The following is a 19993-nucleotide window of genomic DNA, read 5'->3' as shown; positions in this document are numbered from 1 at the left end:
CATGAGCGTGCAGTCCAACGAAAAGTCCCTCCAGACCTCTGAGACGCCGCTGGGCCGCGACGACCTGGCCCGGCTGGTGGCCAGGGACATCGCACCCGGGTCCTTCGTGAACCTGGGCATCGGCCAGCCCACCCTGGTGTCCAACTACCTCACCGAGGAACAGAACATCACCCTCCACACGGAGAACGGGATGCTCGGCATGGGCCCGGAAGCCAAGGGCGACCAGATCGACGGCGACCTCATCAACGCCGGCAAGATCCCCGTCACCGAGCTCCCGGGTGCGTCCTACTTCCACCACGCCGACTCGTTCGCGATCATGCGCGGCGGGCACTTGGACATCTGCGTCCTGGGCGCCTTCCAGGTCTCGGCCACCGGTGACCTGGCAAACTGGCACACCGGGGCACCCGGGGCGATTCCCGCCGTCGGCGGTGCCATGGACCTGGCCACGGGTGCCAAGGACGTCTTCGTCATGATGACGCTTCTGACCCGCGAAGGCGCCTCGAAAATCGTGGAGGCCTGCAGCTACCCGATCACCGGCGTCGGCTGCGTCACCCGGGTGTACACGGACAAGGCCGTCTTCCTCATCGGTCCGGACGGCGTCACCGTCCGTGAAACCTTCGGCTGCACCCTGGAGGAACTCCAGGAACTGGTACAGGTCCCGCTGAAGGCCACACCCGCCGCCGGATGAGCCTGCGCCCGGTACCGCACCTAGGATTGGTAACCATGATTGACGCAGGCACAGATACCCAAGCCGCCCCGCAAGCCAGCGACCAGTACGTCCAGTCGCTGGCCCGGGGTTTGGCCGTGATCCGCGCCTTCGACGCCGAGCGCCCGGTCATGACGCTGTCCGAGGTTGCCGTCCGGACCGGGCTCACCCGAGCCACGGCCCGCCGCTTCCTGCACACCCTGGTGGAACTGGGCTACGTGCGCACTGACGGAAAAACCTTCGCCCTGACGGCCAAGGTGCTCCAGCTGGGGTATGCCTACCTTTCGGGGCTGTCCCTGCCGCAGCTGGCGCAGCCGCACCTTGAGGAACTGTCCCTGAAACTGGGTGAGTCCACGTCCGCCGCCGTGCTGGACGGCACCGACATCGCCTACATCGCGCGGGTCACCACCCGCCGCATCATGACCATCGGCATCACCGTGGGAACCCGCTTCCCGGCCTACGCCACCTCAATGGGCAGGGTCCTGCTTGCGCACCTTCCGCCCGCGGACCTCAAGGCCTACCTGGCAGCGGCGGACATCAAACCACTCACCCCCCGCGCCCTGGGCACCGTACCGGAGCTGCTGAAGGTGCTGGACACCGTCCGGGCGCAGGGCTGGTGCCTGCTGGACCAGGAGCTGGAGCTGGGCCTCATGTCCGTCGCCGCGCCCGTGTACGACGGGGCCAAGGTGGTGGCGGCCGTGAACGTGTCCCTGCAGGCCCAGTCCGTGGAGGCCAAACCGGACCCACAGGCCTACCTGGCGTCAGTGGCGCAGGAGATCGTGGCCACGGCAAAACTCATTTCCGCGGACCTCACTGCCCGCGGGTAGCCGCTTGACCGGCTCCGTGGTCAGCTTCTTTCCCTGAGTGCAGTGACTGTTCCTGCGCAGCGAACCCGGTTCTCAGTGCGCAGGGACTGCCGCTGCGCAGCCAACCCATACTTCACTGCGGGGATTCCTGCCGCTTGGCAGGCGGCTAAGACGGGCCCGGTCAGGGTGACTGTTTAGTCGCGCTTAGCTGACCGTGGTCTGCGCAAGTTGCTTCTCGCTAGCTGATCTTGGTTTGGGCGAACAGCCGGCGGAGTGTGAAGAAGCAGCCCAGGCCACTGAACAGCAGAGCAACGAGGAAGTCCCCGCCGTACCCGTCGATCAGTTCCCGGTTCGTCGAGAGGTTGAAGAGGAGCAGGTCCCAGGTCTGGGCATCTGCCAGCATCAGCAGGGGAGAGCCCCCGCCAAGGTACTTCGCGGCGTCCACCAGCATGCCGCCCCAGAAAGACAGCAGCACCGTCACCGCCGTTATTGCCACAACCACCCATGCGCCCCGCCGGCTGATGATGCCGCCGGTTCCCATGACGTACAGGCGCGCTGCCAGCGCTGCGGCGATAAAGGCAACGATGGAGGCCATCCAGCCCATGTTCCACAGCACCAGCCAGGCTGCGATGCCTACTGGAACCGCCGCCAGAGCGTAGACGGCACCGCGCACCACATCCTCCCGCGGGGCTGTCGGCTCGGGCACCGGGAGCTGGAACTGGCCTGCGGGCGGCACCTGTGGTTCCGAAGACCGCTGGCCGTACTGCGGAACCGGAGTTCCGTGACTGCCCTCCGGCCCGGATGGTGTTGCCTCGAATTCTGCGCGCTCTGACATGGGTCCCCCAATATTTTGTTGTCTGTGAATCCCGCTCATTCTCACACAACAGCGCCTTGAGCTGGCCAAACGCGCGGGGTGCAAAGGCGGGGAGGACGACGGCGGGTGCTTCCCGCCGTCGTCCTCCTGGCTTGGGTGTGTGGCCGCCCAGTCCTACTTCACCGGGTTGCCAAGCTGCCGGAGCGGGGTTTTGGCGGTTTCGCGCGCCCACCACGCGCCTGCCACCGCGAGGATCGAGGAACCTGCCACGATCCAGGCTGCGGGTCCCCAGTTGGCCTTGTCCGCACCCACCAGCGCGGTGCCCAGGAGCGGGGTGAAGCCGGCGCACAGGATGCCGATCTGGAGCCCGATCGCCATACCCGAGTAGCGGACCTTGACGTTGAACAGTTCGGCGAACCAGGCCGGGTAGATCGCATTCGACATGGCGTAGGTTCCCGCCGTGATCAAGGTGCTGGTCAGGAAGATCATGGGGACGTTGGCGGTGGCAATCACCGAGAAGTACACGAAGATCATGATGCCGGAACCGAGGACACCGATGATGAAGACCGGACGGCGGCCGAAGGTGTCGGAGAGGCGGGCCGTCAAGGGCTGCGTGACGATGGCCAGGACGTTACCCACGATGCTCACCCAGAGCATCGTCGAGGCGGGGACACCCACCGAGACCGCATAGGCAAGGCCAAAGGACTGCATGAAGGTGTTGGTGACGGTCTCGAAGGACATCAGCGCCACCTGGAAGAACTGCGCCGGGTGCGTCTGGAACATCTTGGCGAAGGGGAGCTTCACCAGTTCACCATGGTCATGCTTTTCCTCGAAGACCTCCGGCTCGTCCAGCGAGCGGCGCACCAGGTACGCGACGATGAGCACGACGAGGGAGAGCCAGAACGGGATCCGCCAGCCCCAGGCGAGGCGGTCCGCCTCGCTCATGGCGGCCACGGGCAGGAAGGCGAGGGACGCCAGGACGATGCCGGCGGAGATGCCGCTCATGGCGAAACTGGCGAAGAAGCCGCGGCGGCCCTCCGGGGCTTCCTCGGTAGACAGCGCCGAGGCCCCGGCGGTTTCGGCCCCGGCGGACAGGCCCTGCATCAGGCGCAGCAGCACCAGCAGCGCCGGCGCCCAGTAGCCGGCAAGGCTGAAGTCGGGCAGCGCGCCGATCAGGAACGTGGCACTGCCCATGAGCACCAGGGTGAGTACCAGGGTGTTCTTCCGGCCAATCTTGTCGCCGAGGTGTCCGAACACCACGGCGCCGAAGGGCCGCGCGACGTAGGCCACTCCGAACGTGGCGAAGGAGGCGATGAGCGCCACTGTAGGGTCGCCGGCGGGGAAGAAGATCTTCGAGAACACCAGCGACGCTGCGGTGGCATAAATGAAGAAGTCGTAGTATTCCAGCGCGCCGCCGAGGAAGGCGGCCAGTGCGGCCTTCTTGGCACGCTTGAGCTGGCGCTGTGCTTCAGGCGTTGACTGGGCCTGGGCTCCTGCTGCGATGTCGGTCATTTCTGGTTCCTTCCACGCTGAAGGCGGGGATCTTGTCGTCTATTTGTACGCAATGCGAACATGTGTGCGAAATGCGCCTAGAAAGAGGATACTAGCCGGTGACGCCAATCACAACGTCATTGAGAAAGGTGCATCATGACCGAAGGCAACCAGCAAGCATCCCGTCTGGTCCTCATCGGCTCGGCCGCATCACAGGCCATGTCTCCCGGCCTGTGGAATCCTGTTCTGCGGGAGCTTGGCAACGGCTGGACCTACGAGTCCTGGGACGTGGCTGGTGACGGAGACCTGGAAGCGGTCCGCCGCAGGCTCCTGAACCCCGACATCGTGACGGCGAACGTGACAATGCCGCACAAGCACTGGGCGGCGGAAACTGCTGATGAAGCCACCGCGCCCGTCCAGCTCAGCGGCGCCTGCAACCTATTGGTACGGCAGGGCCGAAGGCTGGCGGGCCACAACACGGACGTTACGGCTGTGAAAGTCCTGCTCGGGGGCGGGTACCAGCAGCACGCGCTGTTGCTGGGTGCCGGGGGAGCCGCCAGGGCAGCACTGGTCGCGCTCCGGGGCGGCGTGGGAAGAGTGTCCATTGCGGACCGCGATCCCCACGCGTCAAAGGAGTTGCTGGACCTGGCCCGGGGCTTCGGGATCGAGGCACAGGCCGTCACCTGGCACGAGGCGCAGGACCTGGCTCCCAAGGCATCCCTGATTGTCAATGCGACTCCGGTCGGAAAAAGCGCCTCCGACATGCCGGTCTGGGGCGGCGCGCCGCTGGCCCCTGGTGCGGTCCTCTATGACTACGTGTACGCACGCCATGTCACCGCCAGTGTGGAGCGCGCCAGGGAGTTGGGCGTCCGGTGCATCGACGGGTGGGACCATCTCCGTGAGCAGGCCCTAGCCATGGTGCCCCTCCTTGGCCTTGACGGGCGGGCCAGCGAACTGCTCCAGCGGTCCCTTGGAATCCTCCGGGAAAGGCACTGAAGGGGAAGCGGCCGAACGATAAGATCGAACAGGCGCCGAAGACCGGCAGGCCGGTGCAGGTAGCCAATCGTTCAGAGAGGAACAGCAACGTCAATGGAGGAGCAGGCTGCCTACTTTGTGAAGTCGGTTGAGAAGGCATTCGACGTCCTGCTCGCTTTCACCCCGGAGCAGCCGCGGCTTACCGTCTCGCAGGTTGCTGCCCGGACGGACATGACCCGCGCGTCCGCCCGCCGCTTCCTGCTGACCCTGGCGGACCTTGGATACATCCGCGCCGAGGGGCCGGCCTTCGAACTCACCGCCCGGTCGCTGGATGTGGGCCGTTCCTACCTTGCGGGCCTGACCTTGCCCAAGGTGGCGGAGCCCCATCTCAGGGATCTGGCGGCGGAGCTGAATGAAACAACTGCCCTGTGCATCCTCGACGGCGGGGATGTGGTCTACGTGGCCTGCGTGCCGTCTCCCGGCCTGTTGAGCGTTTCCATTACCGTCGGGACCCGCTTCCCGGCGTGGGCCACCTCGATGGGCCGCGTCCTGCTTGCCGGGCTGCCGGCCCCGCAGCTGGAGGAGTACCTCCGGTCGGTCCAGCTGCGCCGTTTCACCGACCGCTCGATCGGCAGCGTGGAGGACCTGCGGGCAGAGGTGGAAGCGGCGAGGACCAGGGGCTGGTCAATGGTCTCCCAGGAACTCGAGGAGGGCCTGCGCGGTGTGGCCGTCCCCGTGTGCCGTGGAAACGAGGTGGTTGCCGCCACCAATGTGTCCCTGCAGACCCACCGTGCGGCGGCCAGGGATATCGAGGCAACGGTCCTTCCGCAGTTGACGGAGGCCGCACGGCGCATTGCACTCGATTACGGCGGCCCCGCCGCCCGCGCCAGCAACTAGTAGCCCTACCCCGCCCGTGAAGGGGCCCCGCAGCCCGAAGGACGCGGGCTGACAGGTGAATCGTTACCCACAACCTCCCCGCCGCCTACTCCCGCCGCGCGCCGCCGCGCTCTAGACTCAAGCCAACTGCGTGCAGCAGAGCCGCTGCACAGCTCGTCAGGAAGAGGAGTCGGCGGGTGAAACTGGGGATTCCGCGGGAACGCAGGGAGGGTGAGCGGCGCGTCGCCGCCACACCGGATACCGTCAGGCAGCTCGCGGCAATGGGGCTGGACGTCCTGGTGGAAACCGGGGCGGGGGACGGCGCCGGGCACGCTGATGCCGCCTACCAGCAGGCCGGCGCCACCATCGTCCCTGAACTGGACACCTCAGCCCTGGACGTCCTGGCCCACGTCCGGCCCCTTGACCCGCACACTGCCGCGTCCCTGCAAAGGGGAACCGTGACGGTGGGGCTCGCGTCGCCGTCGTCCGAACTGCCCGCGGTGCAGGCGCTCGCGGACAACGGAGTGACCTCCTTCGCGCTGGAGCTGGTGCCCCGGATTTCCCGTGCCCAGTCCATGGACGCCCTGACCTCCCAGGCCCTGGTGGCCGGGTACCGCTGCGTCCTGGAAGCCGCCATCAGGCTGCCCCGGTTCTTCCCGCTGTACATGACCGCTGCGGGAACCGTCCCGCCGGCCCGCGTCCTGGTGCTCGGTGCGGGCGTGGCAGGGCTGCAGGCCATTGGCACCGCCAAACGGCTGGGGGCGCGGGTCTTCGCCAACGATATCCGCCCCGCCTCAGCCGACGAAGTCGCCTCGATGGGCGGAACGTTCATCCGGCTGGACCTTGAGACGGCGGAAGCAGCCGGCGGCTACGCCCGCCAGCTGAGTTCCGACGCCGGCACCCGGCAGCGGCAGCTGCTGGCACCCCACGTGGCGCAATCGGACGTCCTGATCACGACGGCGGCCGTCCCCGGGCGGCCGGCGCCCCTCCTGGTGACACGGGAGATGGTGCAGGGCATGCGCCCGGGATCGGTCGTCGTCGACCTCGCCGCCGAGTCCGGCGGCAACGTGGAGGGCTCCGTGCCGGGCCAGGACATCCCCATCCCCACCGCGGACGGAACGGGCCGCATCACCCTGGTGGGACTGAAGGACCCCGCCTCCGCGATGGCATCGGACGCCTCACGCCTCTACGCCAAGAATGTGGCCAACCTGCTGGCCCTGCTGGTCCGCGACGGGACCCTCACCCTGGATTTCGACGACGAAGTAGTGGCCGGCGCCTGCCTCACCCACGCCGGGGAGGTGCGGCACCAGCCCACCGCGGACCTGCTCGCGGCACGGACGGCCACGGCTGCGGCCGGCCCGGAAGGAGTGCTCTGATGGATGGAACCGCGCTGTTGACCATCACCGTGCTGGCGGTGTTCGTCGGTTTCGAGGTGGTTTCCAAGGTCTCCAGCACCCTGCACACGCCCCTGATGTCCGGCGCCAACGCCATCCACGGGATCATCCTGGTGGGGGCCATTATTGTCGCCGGCCAGGCAGCTGACCCATGGGTGCTCGCGGTGGCGCTGCTCGCCGTCGTCCTTGCCACCGCCAACCTGGTGGGCGGTTTCGTGGTGACGGACCGGATGCTGCACATGTTCCACGCGAAAAAGGACCCTGTTAAGGCTGGCGCCCACCCCGAGGCAGGCAGCAAATGAGCCTCCTCGACCCCGTCTGGACCTCCCTGCTCTACCTCGCGGCGGCGGTCTGCTTCATCCTGGCCCTGCGCGGACTCAGTTCCCCGCGCACGGCCCGCCGCGGAAACCTGGTGGGGGCACTCGGGGCGCTGATCGCCGTCGTCACCGTCTTCCTGTCCGCCCGGCTGGAGAACATCCCCTGGATCCTGGCCGCCATCGCCATTGGTTCGGCGGTGGCGGCCCCGGTGGCGCGCCGAGTGAAAATGACGCAGATGCCGCAGCTGGTGGCGCTGTTCAACGGCGTTGGCGGCGGCGCGGCAGCGTTGGTGGCGCTCCTGGAATTGGGCCACGCCGGCAATCCCTGGGTCCGGGTGGCGATCGTCTTCACGCTCCTGGTGGGGGCCGTTTCCTTCGCCGGTTCCGGCGTCACGTTCGCCAAGCTGCAGGAGCTGATGACCACCCGGCCCGTTGTGTTCCCCGGCCTCCCGGTGGTGATGGCGGTGGTCCTGCTCGCCGCCGTGGCTGCGGCCGTGGCCGTGGTCATCACCAGTTCGCTGCCCCTTGCGGTGCTGTTGCTGGTCCTGGGCCTGGCCGCCGGTGTCCTGCTGGTGCTGCCGGTGGGTGGCGCCGACGTGCCTATCGTCATTTCGCTGCTGAACGCCTTCACCGGCCTGGCCGTCGCGGCGTCCGGCCTGGTGCTGGGCAACGTCCTGCTCGTGGTGGCAGGCACCCTGGTGGGAGCTTCGGGCACCATCCTCACCCGGGCCATGGCGGCGGCCATGGGCCGGAGCGTGGCGGGTATCCTGTTCGGTGCCTTCCGCGGAGGTTCGACGGCGGGGTCCACGGCCGTGAGCGAGCGTCCCGTCCGCTCGTCCTCAGCGGAGGACGTGGCGGTTCTGCTGGGGTACGCCCAGCGGGTGATCATCGTCCCCGGGTACGGTCTGGCGGTGGCTCAGGGCCAGCACACTGCCGCCGAACTGGCCCTGGCACTGGAGGCCAGGGGCATCGAGGTGGACTTCGCCATCCATCCCGTGGCCGGCCGGATGCCCGGGCACATGAACGTGCTCCTGGCGGAAGCCAACGTGCCCTACGAGTCGCTCAAGGAGATGGGCGAGATCAACCCGGAGTTCAAGACCACGGACGTGGCCCTGGTGGTGGGCGCCAACGACGTGGTGAACCCGGCCGCCAAGACGTCCTCCGGGTCCCCGATTTACGGGATGCCCATCCTGGAAGTGGCCGAGGCGCGGCAGGTGGTCTTCCTGAAGCGCTCGATGCGCCCGGGCTTCGCCGGCATCGAAAACGACCTGCTGTACGAGCCCCAGACCTCACTGCTGTTTGGTGACGCCAAGGACTCCCTGGCCCAGGTGCTGGGCGCGGTCAAGGCGCTGTAGCCCGCCACACTGCGTCTGACCACCCCCGCGGCGGGTTACCCTTCTTTCAGAAGCCTGCTTTCCATCCGCCACTAGAGGACGCCATGACTGAGACCAGCTCAACTTCGCCCAAACGGGCCGCCATCATCGTCAATCCCGCCAAGCCGGTGGACATCGACGTGCGCGGCCTGGTGGCCAAGCACTGCGTGGAAAACGGCTGGGGCGAAGCCATCTGGCTGGAAACCACCAAGGAGGACCCGGGCGTCGGCCAGGCGAAGGAAGCGCTGGCGCAGGGCGCGGACATCGTCATCGCGGCCGGCGGCGACGGTACCGTCCGCTGCGTTGCCGAGGTCCTGTCCGGCGGCGACACCCCCATGGGCCTGCTGCCCCTGGGAACCGGGAACCTGCTGGCGCGCAACCTGGGCATGGACGTCACCGATTACGACGGTGCCATGGCTGGCGCCCTGATCGGGACCGAACGGAAGATCGACGTGGTCCGCGCCCGCCGCAGCGACCCGGACAAGGAACAGCTGTTCCTGGTCATGGCCGGCATGGGTTATGACGCCACCATCATGGCGGACACCAACGAGGACCTGAAGGACAAGGTGGGCTGGCTTGCCTACGTGGACGCCGGGATCCGGAACCTGCCCGGCAAACCCGTCAAGGCAACCGTGGTGATCGACGGCAAGTCCGTGGTGCACCGCGGCGTCCGGAGCGTCATGGTGGGCAACTGCGGCAAGGTCCAGGGCGGCCTGGAGATCTTCCCTGACGCCAAGATGGACGACGGCCTGCTGGATATCGCCGTCCTGGCGCCCCACCACGGCAAGCTGGGTTGGCTGTCCGTGCTGGCGGGCATCATCGGCAAAGGCAAAAACAGGGACACCGCCGTGGAGTACTTCCAGGGCAAGACCGTTGAGATCACGCTGGAGCACAAGGACGACTACCAGCTGGACGGCGACCACGAGGGCGAGGGCAAGCACGTCCTCATGACCATGGAGCCCGGTGCCCTGACCCTGCGGATGTAGGGCCGTGCGGTACGTTCGCTACCCCAGCAGCCTGCCCCAGCGCGCGTCCAGCAGCGGCGCGCCGGCCAGTTTCAGGGCGTGCCAGAGCGTGACTGCCACTGAATCCAGCACCGGCACCCCGGTGGCCTGCTCGATCTCGGCCGTTATGTTGGCTCCGTATAGGTTGGTGCACAGGTACACCAGCGCGTCGGGAGCCGCGGCGGCGAGTTCCAGGGATCCGGGGCGCATCTCGTCGTCGGTGACCCGGGCAAAGGACTCGTTGTCGCTCAGGCCCAGCGCCCGGTGGTCCACGGTCTTGATGCCTTCACGCTCGTAGGACGCGATGACCTGGTGGTTCACGTCCCCGGTGTAGGGCGTGAAGAGGCCGATCCGCTCGGTGCCGAAGGCCCGGAAGGCCGCAAGGTAGGCCAGCGTGGAGGTGGTGGCCGGGATCCCGGTGGCGGCCGTGATCCCGCCGGCCAGTTCCTGGTCGTGCGCTGACCCCAGCCATGAACCCGAGGTGCCGTTCCAGGCGATCACGTCCACATCCGCCGTCGCCAGCAGCTTGGCTGCGTCCGCCATGACGGCGGGGTCGAATTGGCGGTTGGAGGAGTCGTCCAGGGCGATGCGGGTGACCGGGATCCGGGTGAAGTGCACTGTGACGTCCGTGCGATCGCCCAGGATGCGGTAGGTCTGGGGCTCCAGGCAGGTGTTGGAGGACGGCACGATCATGCCAATCCTGCGGGGGCGTGTGGTTGCGGGCATGGGGGCTCCTAGAGGACGGCGGCAGGCAGGTGGGAGGCGTCGGCAGCGGCGGACTGGTGCTCCCGGAAGCCGTTGCGGTTGATGAAACGGCCGGCGGCGCCGGGGTCGTGGAAGCCGTCTGCGTCCAGGACCACGCGGCCGTTGGAAACCACGACGGCGGGCCAGCCCGTGAGTGCCTGCCCGTCGAAGGGTGAGAAGTCGGTCCCCATGTGCAGGGCAGCGCCGTTGACCGTGCGTTCCTCGGCGGGATCGAAGATGACCAGGTCGGCGTCGAAGCCCTCGGCGATGCGGCCTTTGCCGGGGACGGCATTGATCCGGGCGGGCTCCGCAGCGAAGGCGCTGACGAACTGTTCCACGGTTGCGCCGGCGGATGTCATCGCGGTGAACGTGACGGGCATGCGGGTCTCCACTCCGGGCAGTCCGTGCGGCATGGCGCGCACGTCATCTGTGCGCTCGAGCTTCTGGGACAGGTCGTAGCAGGAGTGGTCCGAGGACATGGTGTGGATGGCGTCGGACACCAGCCGCTCCCTGAGGGCGGCCACGGTTTCCGCGTTGCGCATGGGCGGGCAGCAGGCGAACCACTCGGGGAAGGTGGAGGCGTAGACGGTGTCGTCCAGCGTGACGTAGTGCGGGCAGGTCTCGGAGTACGCCTCGAGCCCGCGTTCCCGTGCCTGGGATACCAGGTCCACCGCTCCGGGCGTGGACTGGTGGACGAAGTAGACCGGTGCCCCCGTGTATTCAGCCATGGCCAGGGTTTCTTTGACCGAGATCTCCTCGGCCAGTTCGGGCCGGGTCCGGTGCAGGTGTTCGATCCCGATCAGGCCGTCCTGGGCGTGCTGTTCGGTGCAGTCGGCAATGATCGGATCGTGCTCGGCATGGATGTAGGCCAGTCCGTCCAGCCGCACCATTTCGCGCATCACCTTCAGGATGGTGCCGCCGTCGGCCATGGTGGTGCCGCGGTTGGTGGTGTACATCTTTACCGACCGGACGCCCTCGGCGGCCAGCTGCTCCAGTTGCCACGGCACGGTTTCGTCCCAGCTGACCACGGCGCCGTGCAGGGCCACGTCGCAGCGTGACTGGGTGGCGAGTTCCTTCTTGTGCAGGACGGCGGCGAGCGGTGTTTCCTGGGCATCGCGGGGGATGCCGAAGTCGATGATGGTGGTGGTTCCGCCCCACAGCGCTGCGGTGGAGGTGGTGCGGTAGTCGTCGAGGGTGCGGAAGCGGCCGGTCACCTGCGCCACGTGGCAGTGTCCGTCCACGCCGCCGGGTATCACGAGCTTGCCCGTGGCGTCGATGGTGCGGTCCGCCGCCGGGGCGGGTTGGGCGGCGTCCACAAGGGCTGCGATCCGGCCTCCGGAAACCACGATGTGGGCTTCGCGCCGGCCCGTGCTGTTGACCATGGTGGCGTTGGCGATGACAAGTTCTGGCTGGGACATCGGTGTCCTCCTACAATTGGTGGGCTTTGGCTTTGGCTTTGGCTTTGGCTTAGGCGGTGGGCTGGGGTGTGCCGGCGCGTTCCTGGCGGGCGGCGAGGGCCGCGTCCAGGTTGCCTGACAGGCCCTTGCGGTCCTTGGCCGGGGGCGGGGCGAAGGCGCCGGCGCGGTGGGTTCCGGACTGCAGTGCGGCCACCGCCTCCGCCATGCGGATGCCGGCGGAGATGCCGTCAACCACCGGGACGGGAATTTGTCCCTTGAGTTCGCGGGCCAGCCCGGCGAGCGGGGCGCCGGCAAGGATGACGACGTCGGCGCCGTCCTCGGCGACGGCCTGCCGGCTGAGCGCCAGCAGGGTTTCCCGGAAGTCCTGCTGGACGGAAGCGATGCTGGTGAGGGAGTCGTTGATGGAGCGGATGGAAGCCAGCCGGCCGGACAGGCCGAACCGCTCCACGCACTCGCGGTACCAGGGCTTGATCCGGTCCGAGATGGCGATGATGGAAAAACGGTGGCCCTGCAGGGCGGCTGCGCACAGTGCCGCCTCGGTGATGCCGATGACGGGGACGTCCGCGAGTTCCTTGAGGGCAGGCATGCCCGGATCGCCGAAGGCTGCCACCACCACCGCATCCACCGGGTCTGCTCCGGGGCGGGTGTGTTCGGCGATGATTTCGGCCACCGCACCGGCGGCGATGAGGGATTCGAAGCGGGTCTCGATGTATTCGACGCCGTGGCCGGCCGTCCGGACCAGCAGTTCAGTGCCGGGGGAGGCGGATCGGAGCGCCTCGGATTCGATCAGCGCTGTGACATCGGCGCTGATGTTGGGGTTGATGACCAGGAGTTTCATTTTCTCTTCCGGTGGAATTCTGGTTCGGTCTTCTGGAAGTCCTCAGGGAACTGCTCCCGGTACTTTCCAATGTGGGAGGCGGACTGGGCGGCTGCTTTGTCCGGATCACCGCTGGCGATGGCCGCGTAGAGCTCGCGGTGTTCGCGGATGAGCTCGGGCAGGTCGCTGACGTGCCGGAACAGCCAGTGCATGCGGCCCTGGAGGGGTTCCAGGGCGGACTTGAGGAAGTTGTTGTCTGCGATGGCGGTGATGGCGTCATGGAACTCGCTGTTGGAACGGTGTGCCTCCATCACCGCCCCCTTGGCCAGGAACGCCTCCGCGTTGTCCAGCAGCCGCTTGAGGTAGGAGAGGTCGTCCTTGGTGGCCCGCTTGGCGGCGAGCCTGCAGGCCAGCACCTCCAGGGACTGGCGGACGTCGAAGAGGTCCTCCACGTCCTTGGGGCTGAGGCTGCTGACTTCTGCCCCGCGCGCACCGCGGTCGCTGATGAGGCCTTCCTGGCGGAGCATGCGGAGCGCCTCGCGGACCGGCAGCCGGGATACGGAGAATTCGGCTGCCAGGTCGCGTTCCACCAACCGCGTGCCGGGAGCGTAGTGCCCTTCGAAAATCCGGGTGCGGAGGGTGTCCCGGACAGTCTCGCGGAGGGGGCGGTCCTTGTCCTGGGTCTCTTCTGCGGTCAGCATGCTGCTCCATTCGGATTCTTGTGTGGCACGGCTCCCGGCTGCGGGGGCGTCATTGGTAGCAAGTTTCCCTGCGAGGGTCAGCTTAGACAGGAAGCCGCTTGTTGTAGTTCAGGGTCAGGACTGAGGCGCCCATGATCACCGCGGAACCGACGAAGTACAGCAGCGCCCAGGTGTAGGAGCCAGTGGCCCCGACGATCAGGCCGACGGCGATCGGAGTGACGAACCCGGAGATGTTGCCGCTGAAGTTCATGGCGCCGCCCAGGACGCCCGCGTTGGTGCGGCCGCCGAGGATGGAGGGGATGCTCCAGAACAGGCCCACCCAGCGCAGGAAGAACATGACGAGGGAGAGCAGGACCACTGCGGTGGTGGGGTCCGGGACCACGGTGACGCCCACCAGGCCGCCGATCACCACGACACTGGAGATGCCCAGGAGGGTGCGCATCACTTTGTTGGCTGAGGCGCCGGAGGCGCGCCACTTGTCCGCAATGGTTCCGCCCAGGATTTCGCCTACGAAGCCGGCACCGAAGATGACGAACGTCGACCAGCCGATGGTCTTCAAATCGAAGCCCTTGGCCTGGGCGAGGTACAGCGGGCCCCAGGTCAGCAGCCCATAGAACACTCCATTGAAGCCGAGCCAGCCGAAGCACATCGCCCAGAAGGAACGAAACTTAAGGTAGGGGAGCAGCGCGCGCTTGCCCTGGCTGCCGTCGAGTTCGGCTTCGGCGTCCTCGGCTGCGTGCGACGCTTCAATGTACTCGGCTTCGGCGGCATTGACACCGCGATGTTGCCGCGGGTTGTCGCGGACGTACCACCAGACGGCCAGGCCCATCAGGACCGTTGCCGCGCCGGCGATGACGAACGAACTGCGCCAGCTGCCCGTTGCGGCGATGAGGCCGGCGATGAGGATGCCGCCAAGGCCTGCACCCAGCGGGGCGCCGGCGTCCAGAATGGTGGCGCCGCGGCCGCGCTCCGACTTGTGCATCCAGATGGCGTTGAGCTTGCCGCCGGCTGGCATGACGCCGGCTTCGGTCACGCCGATGCCGAGTCGGGCGATAAACATGCTCAGGAAGCCGCCGGCCATGCCGGATGCGGCCGTTGCCGCGCCCCAGCCGATGCAGGAGGCGGTCATCACCTTGCGGGGACCGAACTTGTCGATCAGCAGGCCCACAGGGATTTGCATCAGGGCGTAGGTCCAGAAGAAGGCGGAGAGCAGTAAGCCCACTAGCTCAGGGGCCAGATTGAACTCCTTTTGGATGATGGGCAGCGCGACAGAGATGGAGCCGCGGTCGATGTAGTTGACGGAAACCAGAACGAGCAGGAGCAGGAACATTTTCCAGCGGACGGAGGTGCGCCGTTGCTTTCCGTCCTTTCCGGATTGTTCGGCGGTTTGGGGTGCGGCCTCGTCGGACGTGGCCGTTGTTTCAGTGTTTGGGATGGACACAGCTTCTCCTTCACGGGGAAGTTTACGGATGGGGAGGGTTCGAAAAGATGCGTGGTGCGTCGTGGGCAGGATTGGGACTGCCTGCGGAGGGAGCAGCCGCTGGACGATCCGGAGCGTGGAGCGGGTACTCAGTTGGGATCCCAATTTGGGATCCCAAAATCAAAGGTAGAAGTGACTCCCGCCACTGTCAAGGGTTTTAGTGGTCCGAAGGGGCCCAGATGGCCTGCAAGCGGATTGTGACTGCCCCCGGACCTAGGCCAGGGAGTCCTTGCGCCGGTGGGACAGGATCTCGGCAAGCTCCGCCAGCCGGTGTGCCCGGGCCGATTCGGCCGGAGTGAACGGCTCGCCCGCACGCGAAAAGGTGATGGGACCATGCCATGCGGTCGGGATCTTGAGGCGGGTCCCGTCGTCGGGCGCTTCATCGAGGGCGTCCGACGGCGGCACAATCGTCGCGTGCAGCAGCTCGGCCACCGCCAGGGGCAGTTCGTCCGGGGCAGCAGCGATCCTCGAGGCAAGGCTCAGTGCCCTGGTCTGTCCGTCTGCCATGGCAAGCGCAGTAGTGGGCCAAACGTGCGAACCGCTCCCGCCGCCGTCGGAAAGCGCAGCCAGTAGCTCACGCTCACCCACGGTGCCCGGAGCCGAGAGTACGAACTCGTCCAGCACGCCTCCCGGCGCCGGGTGCACGTGGATGCCGAGGATGTTCGTATCGAGCCGGGCCAGCGCCCGCGTGATCCGCTGCAGCGAGCCGGGGTGGTCCTGGAGCCTCGTCCGCGCCCGCCACAGGGACGGGGCTGAGGCCAGCTGCCTGCGGTGCCGCAACGCGGGCGCGTGCAGCCAGCCGCGCAGGATCCGGGCAGCGGACGGCTCGGCCACCCAGATCACCAGGACCGTGGCGGTGAGGGTCAGCACCAGCACCTTCGCCACGTAGGGGAGGTGGGTCTCCACCACGAGTGCATGGACCAGAAGCTCGATGGGCAGCATCGCGGCCACGTTCGCCAGGGTCAGCCGCGCCTTGGTCGGTTCCGGCATTTGGCCGCAGACTTCACAGCTCAGGTCGGCGGCGGGCGTGTTGTGCGGAGGGCGCTTCATGTCTCAAGCATCACGGGGCGTTGTTTCCGCCGCATTGCCCCCCGATTCCGTTCATGGGAACGTACCGGGCGGTCCCGGGGGTCCTGGCCGTAGGATTTACCAGGAACGTCAGCGCGGCCGCCACCCCGGAATCCACCCCCAAGGAAGGCGCTGCCCCCGTGAAGATGCTTGCTGAGATGTTCAGCATCGCCCCCGGCAACAAGGACCACCACCCGGCGCTGAGGTGCGCCGTAGGCGTCTTCGTACCCCTGATCACCCTGGTGCTGCTGGGCCGGCTGGACCTGGCCATCTTCGCGTCGTTCGGTGCCTTCACCGGAATCTACGGCCGTGGGGAGCCGCACGCCGTCCGCTTTGTGCTGCAGCTCCGGGCCGGGCTGCTGATGCTGCTGGTAATCCTCCTCGCCGCGCTCGCCGCCCGGATGGGTCCTGCCTGGGGCCTGGATGCCGCCGCGCACACCTGGCTGCTGGTCCTGGCCACCACCCTGGTGGCAGGCGTCTGCTCGGTGGCGATCTCCTGGCTGCGGCTGCGCCCGGCAGGGTCGCTCTTCCACATCTTCGCCTTTGCCGCCATCGCGTCCATTCCCAACCAGCCGCCGCTGCGGCAGGGCATGCTGGTCGCGGTCCTCACCACGGTGTTCTCCCTGCTCATCGGCTTCTCGTCCCGGGTCCTTCCCAGCCACCGCACGCCCTGGACCAGGCCTCCGCGCATCCGGCGCACCCCGGCGGAGAAGCGGACGGCGTGGCTTGAGGGGTTCGGCTACCTTGTGGCGGCGGGCCTGGCCGGTTCGTTGGCCACGTGGGCGGGAGGGCGGCTTGGATTCGGCCACAACTATTGGGCCATGGTGGCTGCCGTAGTTCCCCTGGTGGGCCACACCACCAGGCACCGGGTGCGCCGCGGCATCCAGAGGATCATCGGTACCGTGCTGGGCCTGCTGGTCCTGGCTGCGGTCCTGCTCGTGGGCCTGCAGCCCTGGCAGACGGTGCTGGTGATGGCGCTCTGCCAGTTCGGCGCGGAGATGTTCATCATCCGCCAATACCTGGTGGCCCAGGTGTTCGTGACGCCCCTGGCGCTGGTGTCCACGCTCCTGGTGGTCCCCGCTTCCGCGTCCATCCTGCTGCGCGACCGCATCATCGAGACCGTCATTGGTGCCGCCGTCGGCATTGCCGTGGTACTAACCCCGGGCGCGTGGCGCCGGGTCCGGCAAAGGCAGGAGCAGGGTACGACGGCGGCCTGACCGCCGTCCGGGACAGCCGCTCTGGGTGCGCCCGGCCTTTCGTTCGCCAAGCCTTTTCGTTCGTCCAGGGCGGTACGCTGGACTTCCCATTCAACGGAAGGGTGTGCGGCCGTGGCGAACTCAAGCTCCGGCGATTCGGTGGTGGACCGGATTGTGCGGCTGATCTCTGCCTTCCCCCAGGACGTCACCGACCTCCGGTTGTCGGAGCTTGCCGAGCGTGCCGGCCTGCCACTGACCACCACGCACAGGCTGGTGGCCCAGCTTGCCGGGCATGGCCTGCTGGAGACTGCCCCCGGGGGAATGGTCCGGCCCGGACTCCGGCTCTGGGAGCTGGTGAACCGCGCCTCCCCGGCGCTGGCGCTCCGGCAGGCGGCCATGCCCTTCATGGAGGATATCCAGCAGGTCCTGAACCAAAACGTGAACCTGGCAGTCCTGGACGGCTGGGAGGCGCTCTTCGTGGAACGGCTCTCCCGGCGCGGCTCGGTGGCCAACCGCGCCCAGGTGGCAGGCCGGATGCCCATCCACATCTCGTCCGCAGGGCTGGCGCTCATGGCCCACCAGGACAGGGCGCTGCAGCATGAGTACCTCAGCCAGTTCCACGACCCCTACGGAAAGCTGGCAGCCGATGACGTGAGGACCCTGCTCGCGGATACATCGCATCAGGGCTTCGCGCAGCTGAAAGGCGTGGTTGATCCGGACACCTGGGGCATAGCCGTGCCCGTCCTTAACCGCCGCCAGCGCGCGGTGGCATCCCTCGGCGTCGTGGTTCCGCTCCGGGAGATGCGGCTTCAGGCGCTGGTTCCCGCGCTGCAGACGGCGGCCCGCGGCATTGCGCGCGGCCTGGCCGAGGCGTGATCCGGCCCGGAATGTCCCTGCCAATCCGTTCAACGGAATAGCTGTAACGCCGGTCACCGTGCCTGCCGCACACTGAATCCAGGCAACCATTCCGGCCCTTTCCCGGGCCCCGCAACGAAGCGAGACAAAGCCATGGCACGAAAAGTCATCACCACCCAAGTAGCCATCATGGGAGGCGGTCCGGCAGGGCTGATGCTCTCCCATCTGCTGGCCAAGGCAGGCATCGAATCCACCGTGATCGAGATCCGCAGCCACGAGGAAATCTCCCACACCGTGCGCGCCGGCATCCTGGAGCACGGAACCGTCAACCTGCTGGTGGACAGCGGCGTCTCGGACCGGGTGCTGCGCGACGGCGACCGGCACGACGGCATCGAGCTGCGCTTCAACAACGAAAGCCACCGCATCGACTTCAAGGACCTCGTGGGCGAGTCGGTGTGGCTGTACCCGCAGACGGACGTCTTCCTGGACCTCGCCGCGCGCAGGAAGGACGACGGCGGCGACGTCCGCTACAGCGTCACTGACACCACCGTCCACGACCTGGAGGGCAAGCCGAAAGTCTGGTTCACCGATGCCGACGGCGCCGAGTTCGAGATCCAGGCCGACTTCCTGGTGGGTGCAGACGGCTCGCGCAGCCACTGCCGGTTCCAGATTCCGGAGGCCCACCGCAAGTGGTACTTCCACGAATACCCCTTCGCCTGGTTCGGCATCCTGGCCGAGGCGCCGCGCAGTTCCGACGAACTGATCTACGCCAACTCGGCCAACGGCTTCGCCCTGATCAGCCAGCGCACGGAGACTGTGCAGCGGATGTACTTCCAGTGCGATCCCAAGGAGAACGTGGCGGAATGGGATGACGACCGGATCTGGGCCGAATTCCGCAGCCGCGTCAACGGCAACGGCTTCGAGCTCAAGGAAGGCCCGGTCCTAGAGAAGATGGTCCTGCCGTTCCGCAGCTTCGTACACACCCCCATGCGCTACGGCAACCTGTTCCTGGCGGGGGACGCCGCACACACCGTGCCGCCCACCGGTGCCAAAGGCCTCAACCTGGCCATCAACGACGTCAAGGTCCTCTTCGAGGGGCTGGACAGCCATTACAACTCCGGCTCGGACCGGCTCCTGGAGACCTACAGCGACCGCGCCCTGGACCGGGTGTGGAAGGCGCAGCAGTTCTCCTACTGGATGACCACGATGCTGCACACTCCGGCTGATGCGGACGATTTCTCCCGCGCCCGCCAGCTCGGTGAACTGAACTCCGTGGTCTCCTCCCGCCACGGCCGGGCTTACCTGGCAGAGGCGTACACGGGCTGGCCCGCCTCGGCCTAACGCGGCTGGAGAAGTACGACGCCGGCTGGCCGGGTTGGTTCAGGGGGTCGCCAGCCGCCGGACAGCCGCCGCGATGGCCTTGGGGTCGGGGTCTTCATCCCGGCGCACGGTGAGCAGGTGCAGCAGCACGCCGTCGCCGTAGTCGGCCACGTCCCGTGCCCGGGCCCGCGCGTCCGGCACTCCCAGTCCGGCAAGGGCCTGTTCGAGGCCTCCCACCAACTGGAAGTGGCCGGCCGTCACGGACTCCGGCTTGTCCAGGGACAGTGCCAGCCGGGCGCGGGTCAGGCCGGCGTGCCGGCCGGCAAGCAGCACCACCATGGAAGCGAGTTGGCCTGCCAGTTCACCCAAGTCCTTCGGCGGGCCGGCAGGACCCTGTTCCCGGAGGAGGGCGGCGTCCAGTTCCAGCAGCCGGTCCAGGACGGCGTCAACCAGGGCTGCGCGGTTCCGGTAGTAGTTGGATGTAGTGCCTTCCGATAGGCCTGCGGCAGTGTCCACGGCCCGGTGGGTGAGCCCCTTCATGCCCTTGTCCGCCACCACGGCCAGGGCGGCGTCGAGCAAGAGGGTGCGTCGGTCCGGCATGGGATTCAGTGTAGTGGGACCTCTTCCGGTTCACTACA

Annotated in this window: 20 protein-coding genes; 11 read left to right on the top strand and 9 right to left on the bottom strand. The window is 67.5% G+C overall.

Translation table 11 applies throughout. The features are described from left to right. Position 1: 1 nt before the first annotated feature. Together ACTHQS_RS16065 and ACTHQS_RS16060 are read left to right on the top strand one after the other, a co-directional pair. A complete protein-coding gene (locus tag ACTHQS_RS16065) occupies positions 2 to 688 on the top strand; it encodes a 3-oxoacid CoA-transferase subunit B (protein ID WP_440170898.1) in 687 nt (228 codons plus the stop codon). Positions 689 to 723: 35 nt separating this feature from the next. Further along, complete coding sequence (locus tag ACTHQS_RS16060; RefSeq protein ID WP_440170895.1) at positions 724 to 1533, top strand: IclR family transcriptional regulator domain-containing protein; 810 nt, start codon at positions 724 to 726, stop codon at positions 1531 to 1533. Between the two features lie 217 nt (positions 1534 to 1750). Here the strand turns inward: ACTHQS_RS16060 and ACTHQS_RS16055 are convergent, their stop codons facing one another. Together ACTHQS_RS16055 and ACTHQS_RS16050 are read right to left on the bottom strand one after the other, a co-directional pair. Then, on the bottom strand, positions 1751 to 2347 hold the full coding sequence (locus ACTHQS_RS16055) for a hypothetical protein (protein ID WP_440170893.1): 597 nt from the start codon (positions 2345 to 2347) through the stop codon (positions 1751 to 1753). 153 nt (positions 2348 to 2500) lie between these two features. Further along, positions 2501 to 3838, bottom strand: coding sequence for an MFS transporter (locus tag ACTHQS_RS16050; protein WP_440170891.1), 1338 nt, complete (start codon positions 3836 to 3838; stop codon positions 2501 to 2503). Positions 3839 to 3973: 135 nt separating this feature from the next. Between ACTHQS_RS16050 and ACTHQS_RS16045 the strand changes: the two genes are divergently transcribed. The 6 genes from ACTHQS_RS16045 (at position 3974) to ACTHQS_RS16020 (ending at position 9738) form a co-directional block, all read left to right on the top strand. Then, a complete protein-coding gene (locus ACTHQS_RS16045; RefSeq protein WP_440170889.1) occupies positions 3974 to 4813 on the top strand; it encodes a shikimate dehydrogenase family protein in 840 nt (279 codons plus the stop codon). 93 nt (positions 4814 to 4906) lie between these two features. Next, positions 4907 to 5689 (top strand): IclR family transcriptional regulator domain-containing protein, encoded by a 783-nt coding sequence (locus ACTHQS_RS16040; RefSeq protein ID WP_440170887.1) that lies wholly within the window; start codon positions 4907 to 4909, stop codon positions 5687 to 5689. A 176-nt stretch (positions 5690 to 5865) separates the two neighbouring features. Then, positions 5866 to 7044 carry a Re/Si-specific NAD(P)(+) transhydrogenase subunit alpha gene (locus ACTHQS_RS16035; RefSeq protein ID WP_440170884.1) on the top strand — a complete coding sequence of 393 codons (1179 nt, stop codon included), beginning with the start codon at positions 5866 to 5868 and terminating at the stop codon, positions 7042 to 7044. After that, complete coding sequence (locus ACTHQS_RS16030) at positions 7044 to 7364, top strand: NAD(P) transhydrogenase subunit alpha (protein ID WP_440170881.1); 321 nt, start codon at positions 7044 to 7046, stop codon at positions 7362 to 7364. The genes ACTHQS_RS16035 and ACTHQS_RS16030 overlap by 1 nt, the downstream gene beginning before the upstream one ends. Beyond that, on the top strand, positions 7361 to 8734 hold the full coding sequence (locus tag ACTHQS_RS16025; RefSeq protein ID WP_440170879.1) for an NAD(P)(+) transhydrogenase (Re/Si-specific) subunit beta: 1374 nt from the start codon (positions 7361 to 7363) through the stop codon (positions 8732 to 8734). Before ACTHQS_RS16030 ends, ACTHQS_RS16025 begins: the two co-directional genes overlap by 4 nt. Positions 8735 to 8817: 83 nt before the next feature. Continuing rightward, the gene (locus tag ACTHQS_RS16020; RefSeq protein WP_440170877.1) at positions 8818 to 9738 is read left to right on the top strand and encodes a diacylglycerol/lipid kinase family protein; all 921 of its coding nucleotides are present in this window, start codon (positions 8818 to 8820) and stop codon (positions 9736 to 9738) included. Between the two features lie 18 nt (positions 9739 to 9756). Here ACTHQS_RS16020 and ACTHQS_RS16015 read toward each other — a convergent pair whose 3' ends face one another. The 6 genes from ACTHQS_RS16015 to ACTHQS_RS15990 all read right to left on the bottom strand — a co-directional run bounded on the left by ACTHQS_RS16015 (position 9757) and on the right by ACTHQS_RS15990 (position 15966). After that, positions 9757 to 10482 carry a maleate cis-trans isomerase family protein gene (locus ACTHQS_RS16015; RefSeq protein WP_440170874.1) on the bottom strand — a complete coding sequence of 242 codons (726 nt, stop codon included), beginning with the start codon at positions 10480 to 10482 and terminating at the stop codon, positions 9757 to 9759. An 8-nt stretch (positions 10483 to 10490) separates the two neighbouring features. Beyond that, positions 10491 to 11918: an amidohydrolase family protein gene (locus ACTHQS_RS16010; RefSeq protein ID WP_440170872.1), complete on the bottom strand. Its 1428-nt coding sequence runs from the start codon at positions 11916 to 11918 to the stop codon at positions 10491 to 10493. Between the two features lie 49 nt (positions 11919 to 11967). Then, positions 11968 to 12756, bottom strand: coding sequence for an aspartate/glutamate racemase family protein (locus ACTHQS_RS16005; RefSeq protein ID WP_440170869.1), 789 nt, complete (start codon positions 12754 to 12756; stop codon positions 11968 to 11970). Next, a complete protein-coding gene (locus ACTHQS_RS16000; protein WP_440170866.1) occupies positions 12753 to 13436 on the bottom strand; it encodes a GntR family transcriptional regulator in 684 nt (227 codons plus the stop codon). Before ACTHQS_RS16000 ends, ACTHQS_RS16005 begins: the two co-directional genes overlap by 4 nt. An 82-nt stretch (positions 13437 to 13518) precedes the next feature. Further along, positions 13519 to 14877: an MFS transporter gene (locus ACTHQS_RS15995; RefSeq protein WP_440170864.1), complete on the bottom strand. Its 1359-nt coding sequence runs from the start codon at positions 14875 to 14877 to the stop codon at positions 13519 to 13521. Positions 14878 to 15129: 252 nt separating this feature from the next. Next, a complete protein-coding gene (locus ACTHQS_RS15990; protein WP_440170861.1) occupies positions 15130 to 15966 on the bottom strand; it encodes an ACT domain-containing protein in 837 nt (278 codons plus the stop codon). Positions 15967 to 16124: 158 nt separating this feature from the next. On the opposite strand from ACTHQS_RS15990, the gene ACTHQS_RS15985 reads away from it, so the two are divergent. From ACTHQS_RS15985 to ACTHQS_RS15975, 3 genes are all read left to right on the top strand, one after another. Further along, the gene (locus ACTHQS_RS15985; protein WP_440170998.1) at positions 16125 to 17201 is read left to right on the top strand and encodes an FUSC family protein; all 1077 of its coding nucleotides are present in this window, start codon (positions 16125 to 16127) and stop codon (positions 17199 to 17201) included. A 111-nt stretch (positions 17202 to 17312) separates the two neighbouring features. Further along, positions 17313 to 18056, top strand: coding sequence for an IclR family transcriptional regulator (locus ACTHQS_RS15980; RefSeq protein ID WP_440170859.1), 744 nt, complete (start codon positions 17313 to 17315; stop codon positions 18054 to 18056). Positions 18057 to 18188: 132 nt separating this feature from the next. After that, the gene (locus tag ACTHQS_RS15975; protein WP_440170856.1) at positions 18189 to 19376 is read left to right on the top strand and encodes a 4-hydroxybenzoate 3-monooxygenase; all 1188 of its coding nucleotides are present in this window, start codon (positions 18189 to 18191) and stop codon (positions 19374 to 19376) included. 39 nt (positions 19377 to 19415) lie between these two features. Here the strand turns inward: ACTHQS_RS15975 and ACTHQS_RS15970 are convergent, their stop codons facing one another. Next, positions 19416 to 19955: a TetR/AcrR family transcriptional regulator gene (locus ACTHQS_RS15970; protein WP_440170854.1), complete on the bottom strand. Its 540-nt coding sequence runs from the start codon at positions 19953 to 19955 to the stop codon at positions 19416 to 19418. Between the last annotated feature and the right edge of the window lie 38 nt (positions 19956 to 19993).

Source organism: Arthrobacter sp. SAFR-044, assembly GCF_051965175.1.
Taxonomy (GTDB): Bacteria; Actinomycetota; Actinomycetes; order Actinomycetales; family Micrococcaceae; genus Arthrobacter.
Note: the sequence above shows the minus strand (reverse complement) of the source record. Positions and strands in the feature narration are given on the sequence as shown.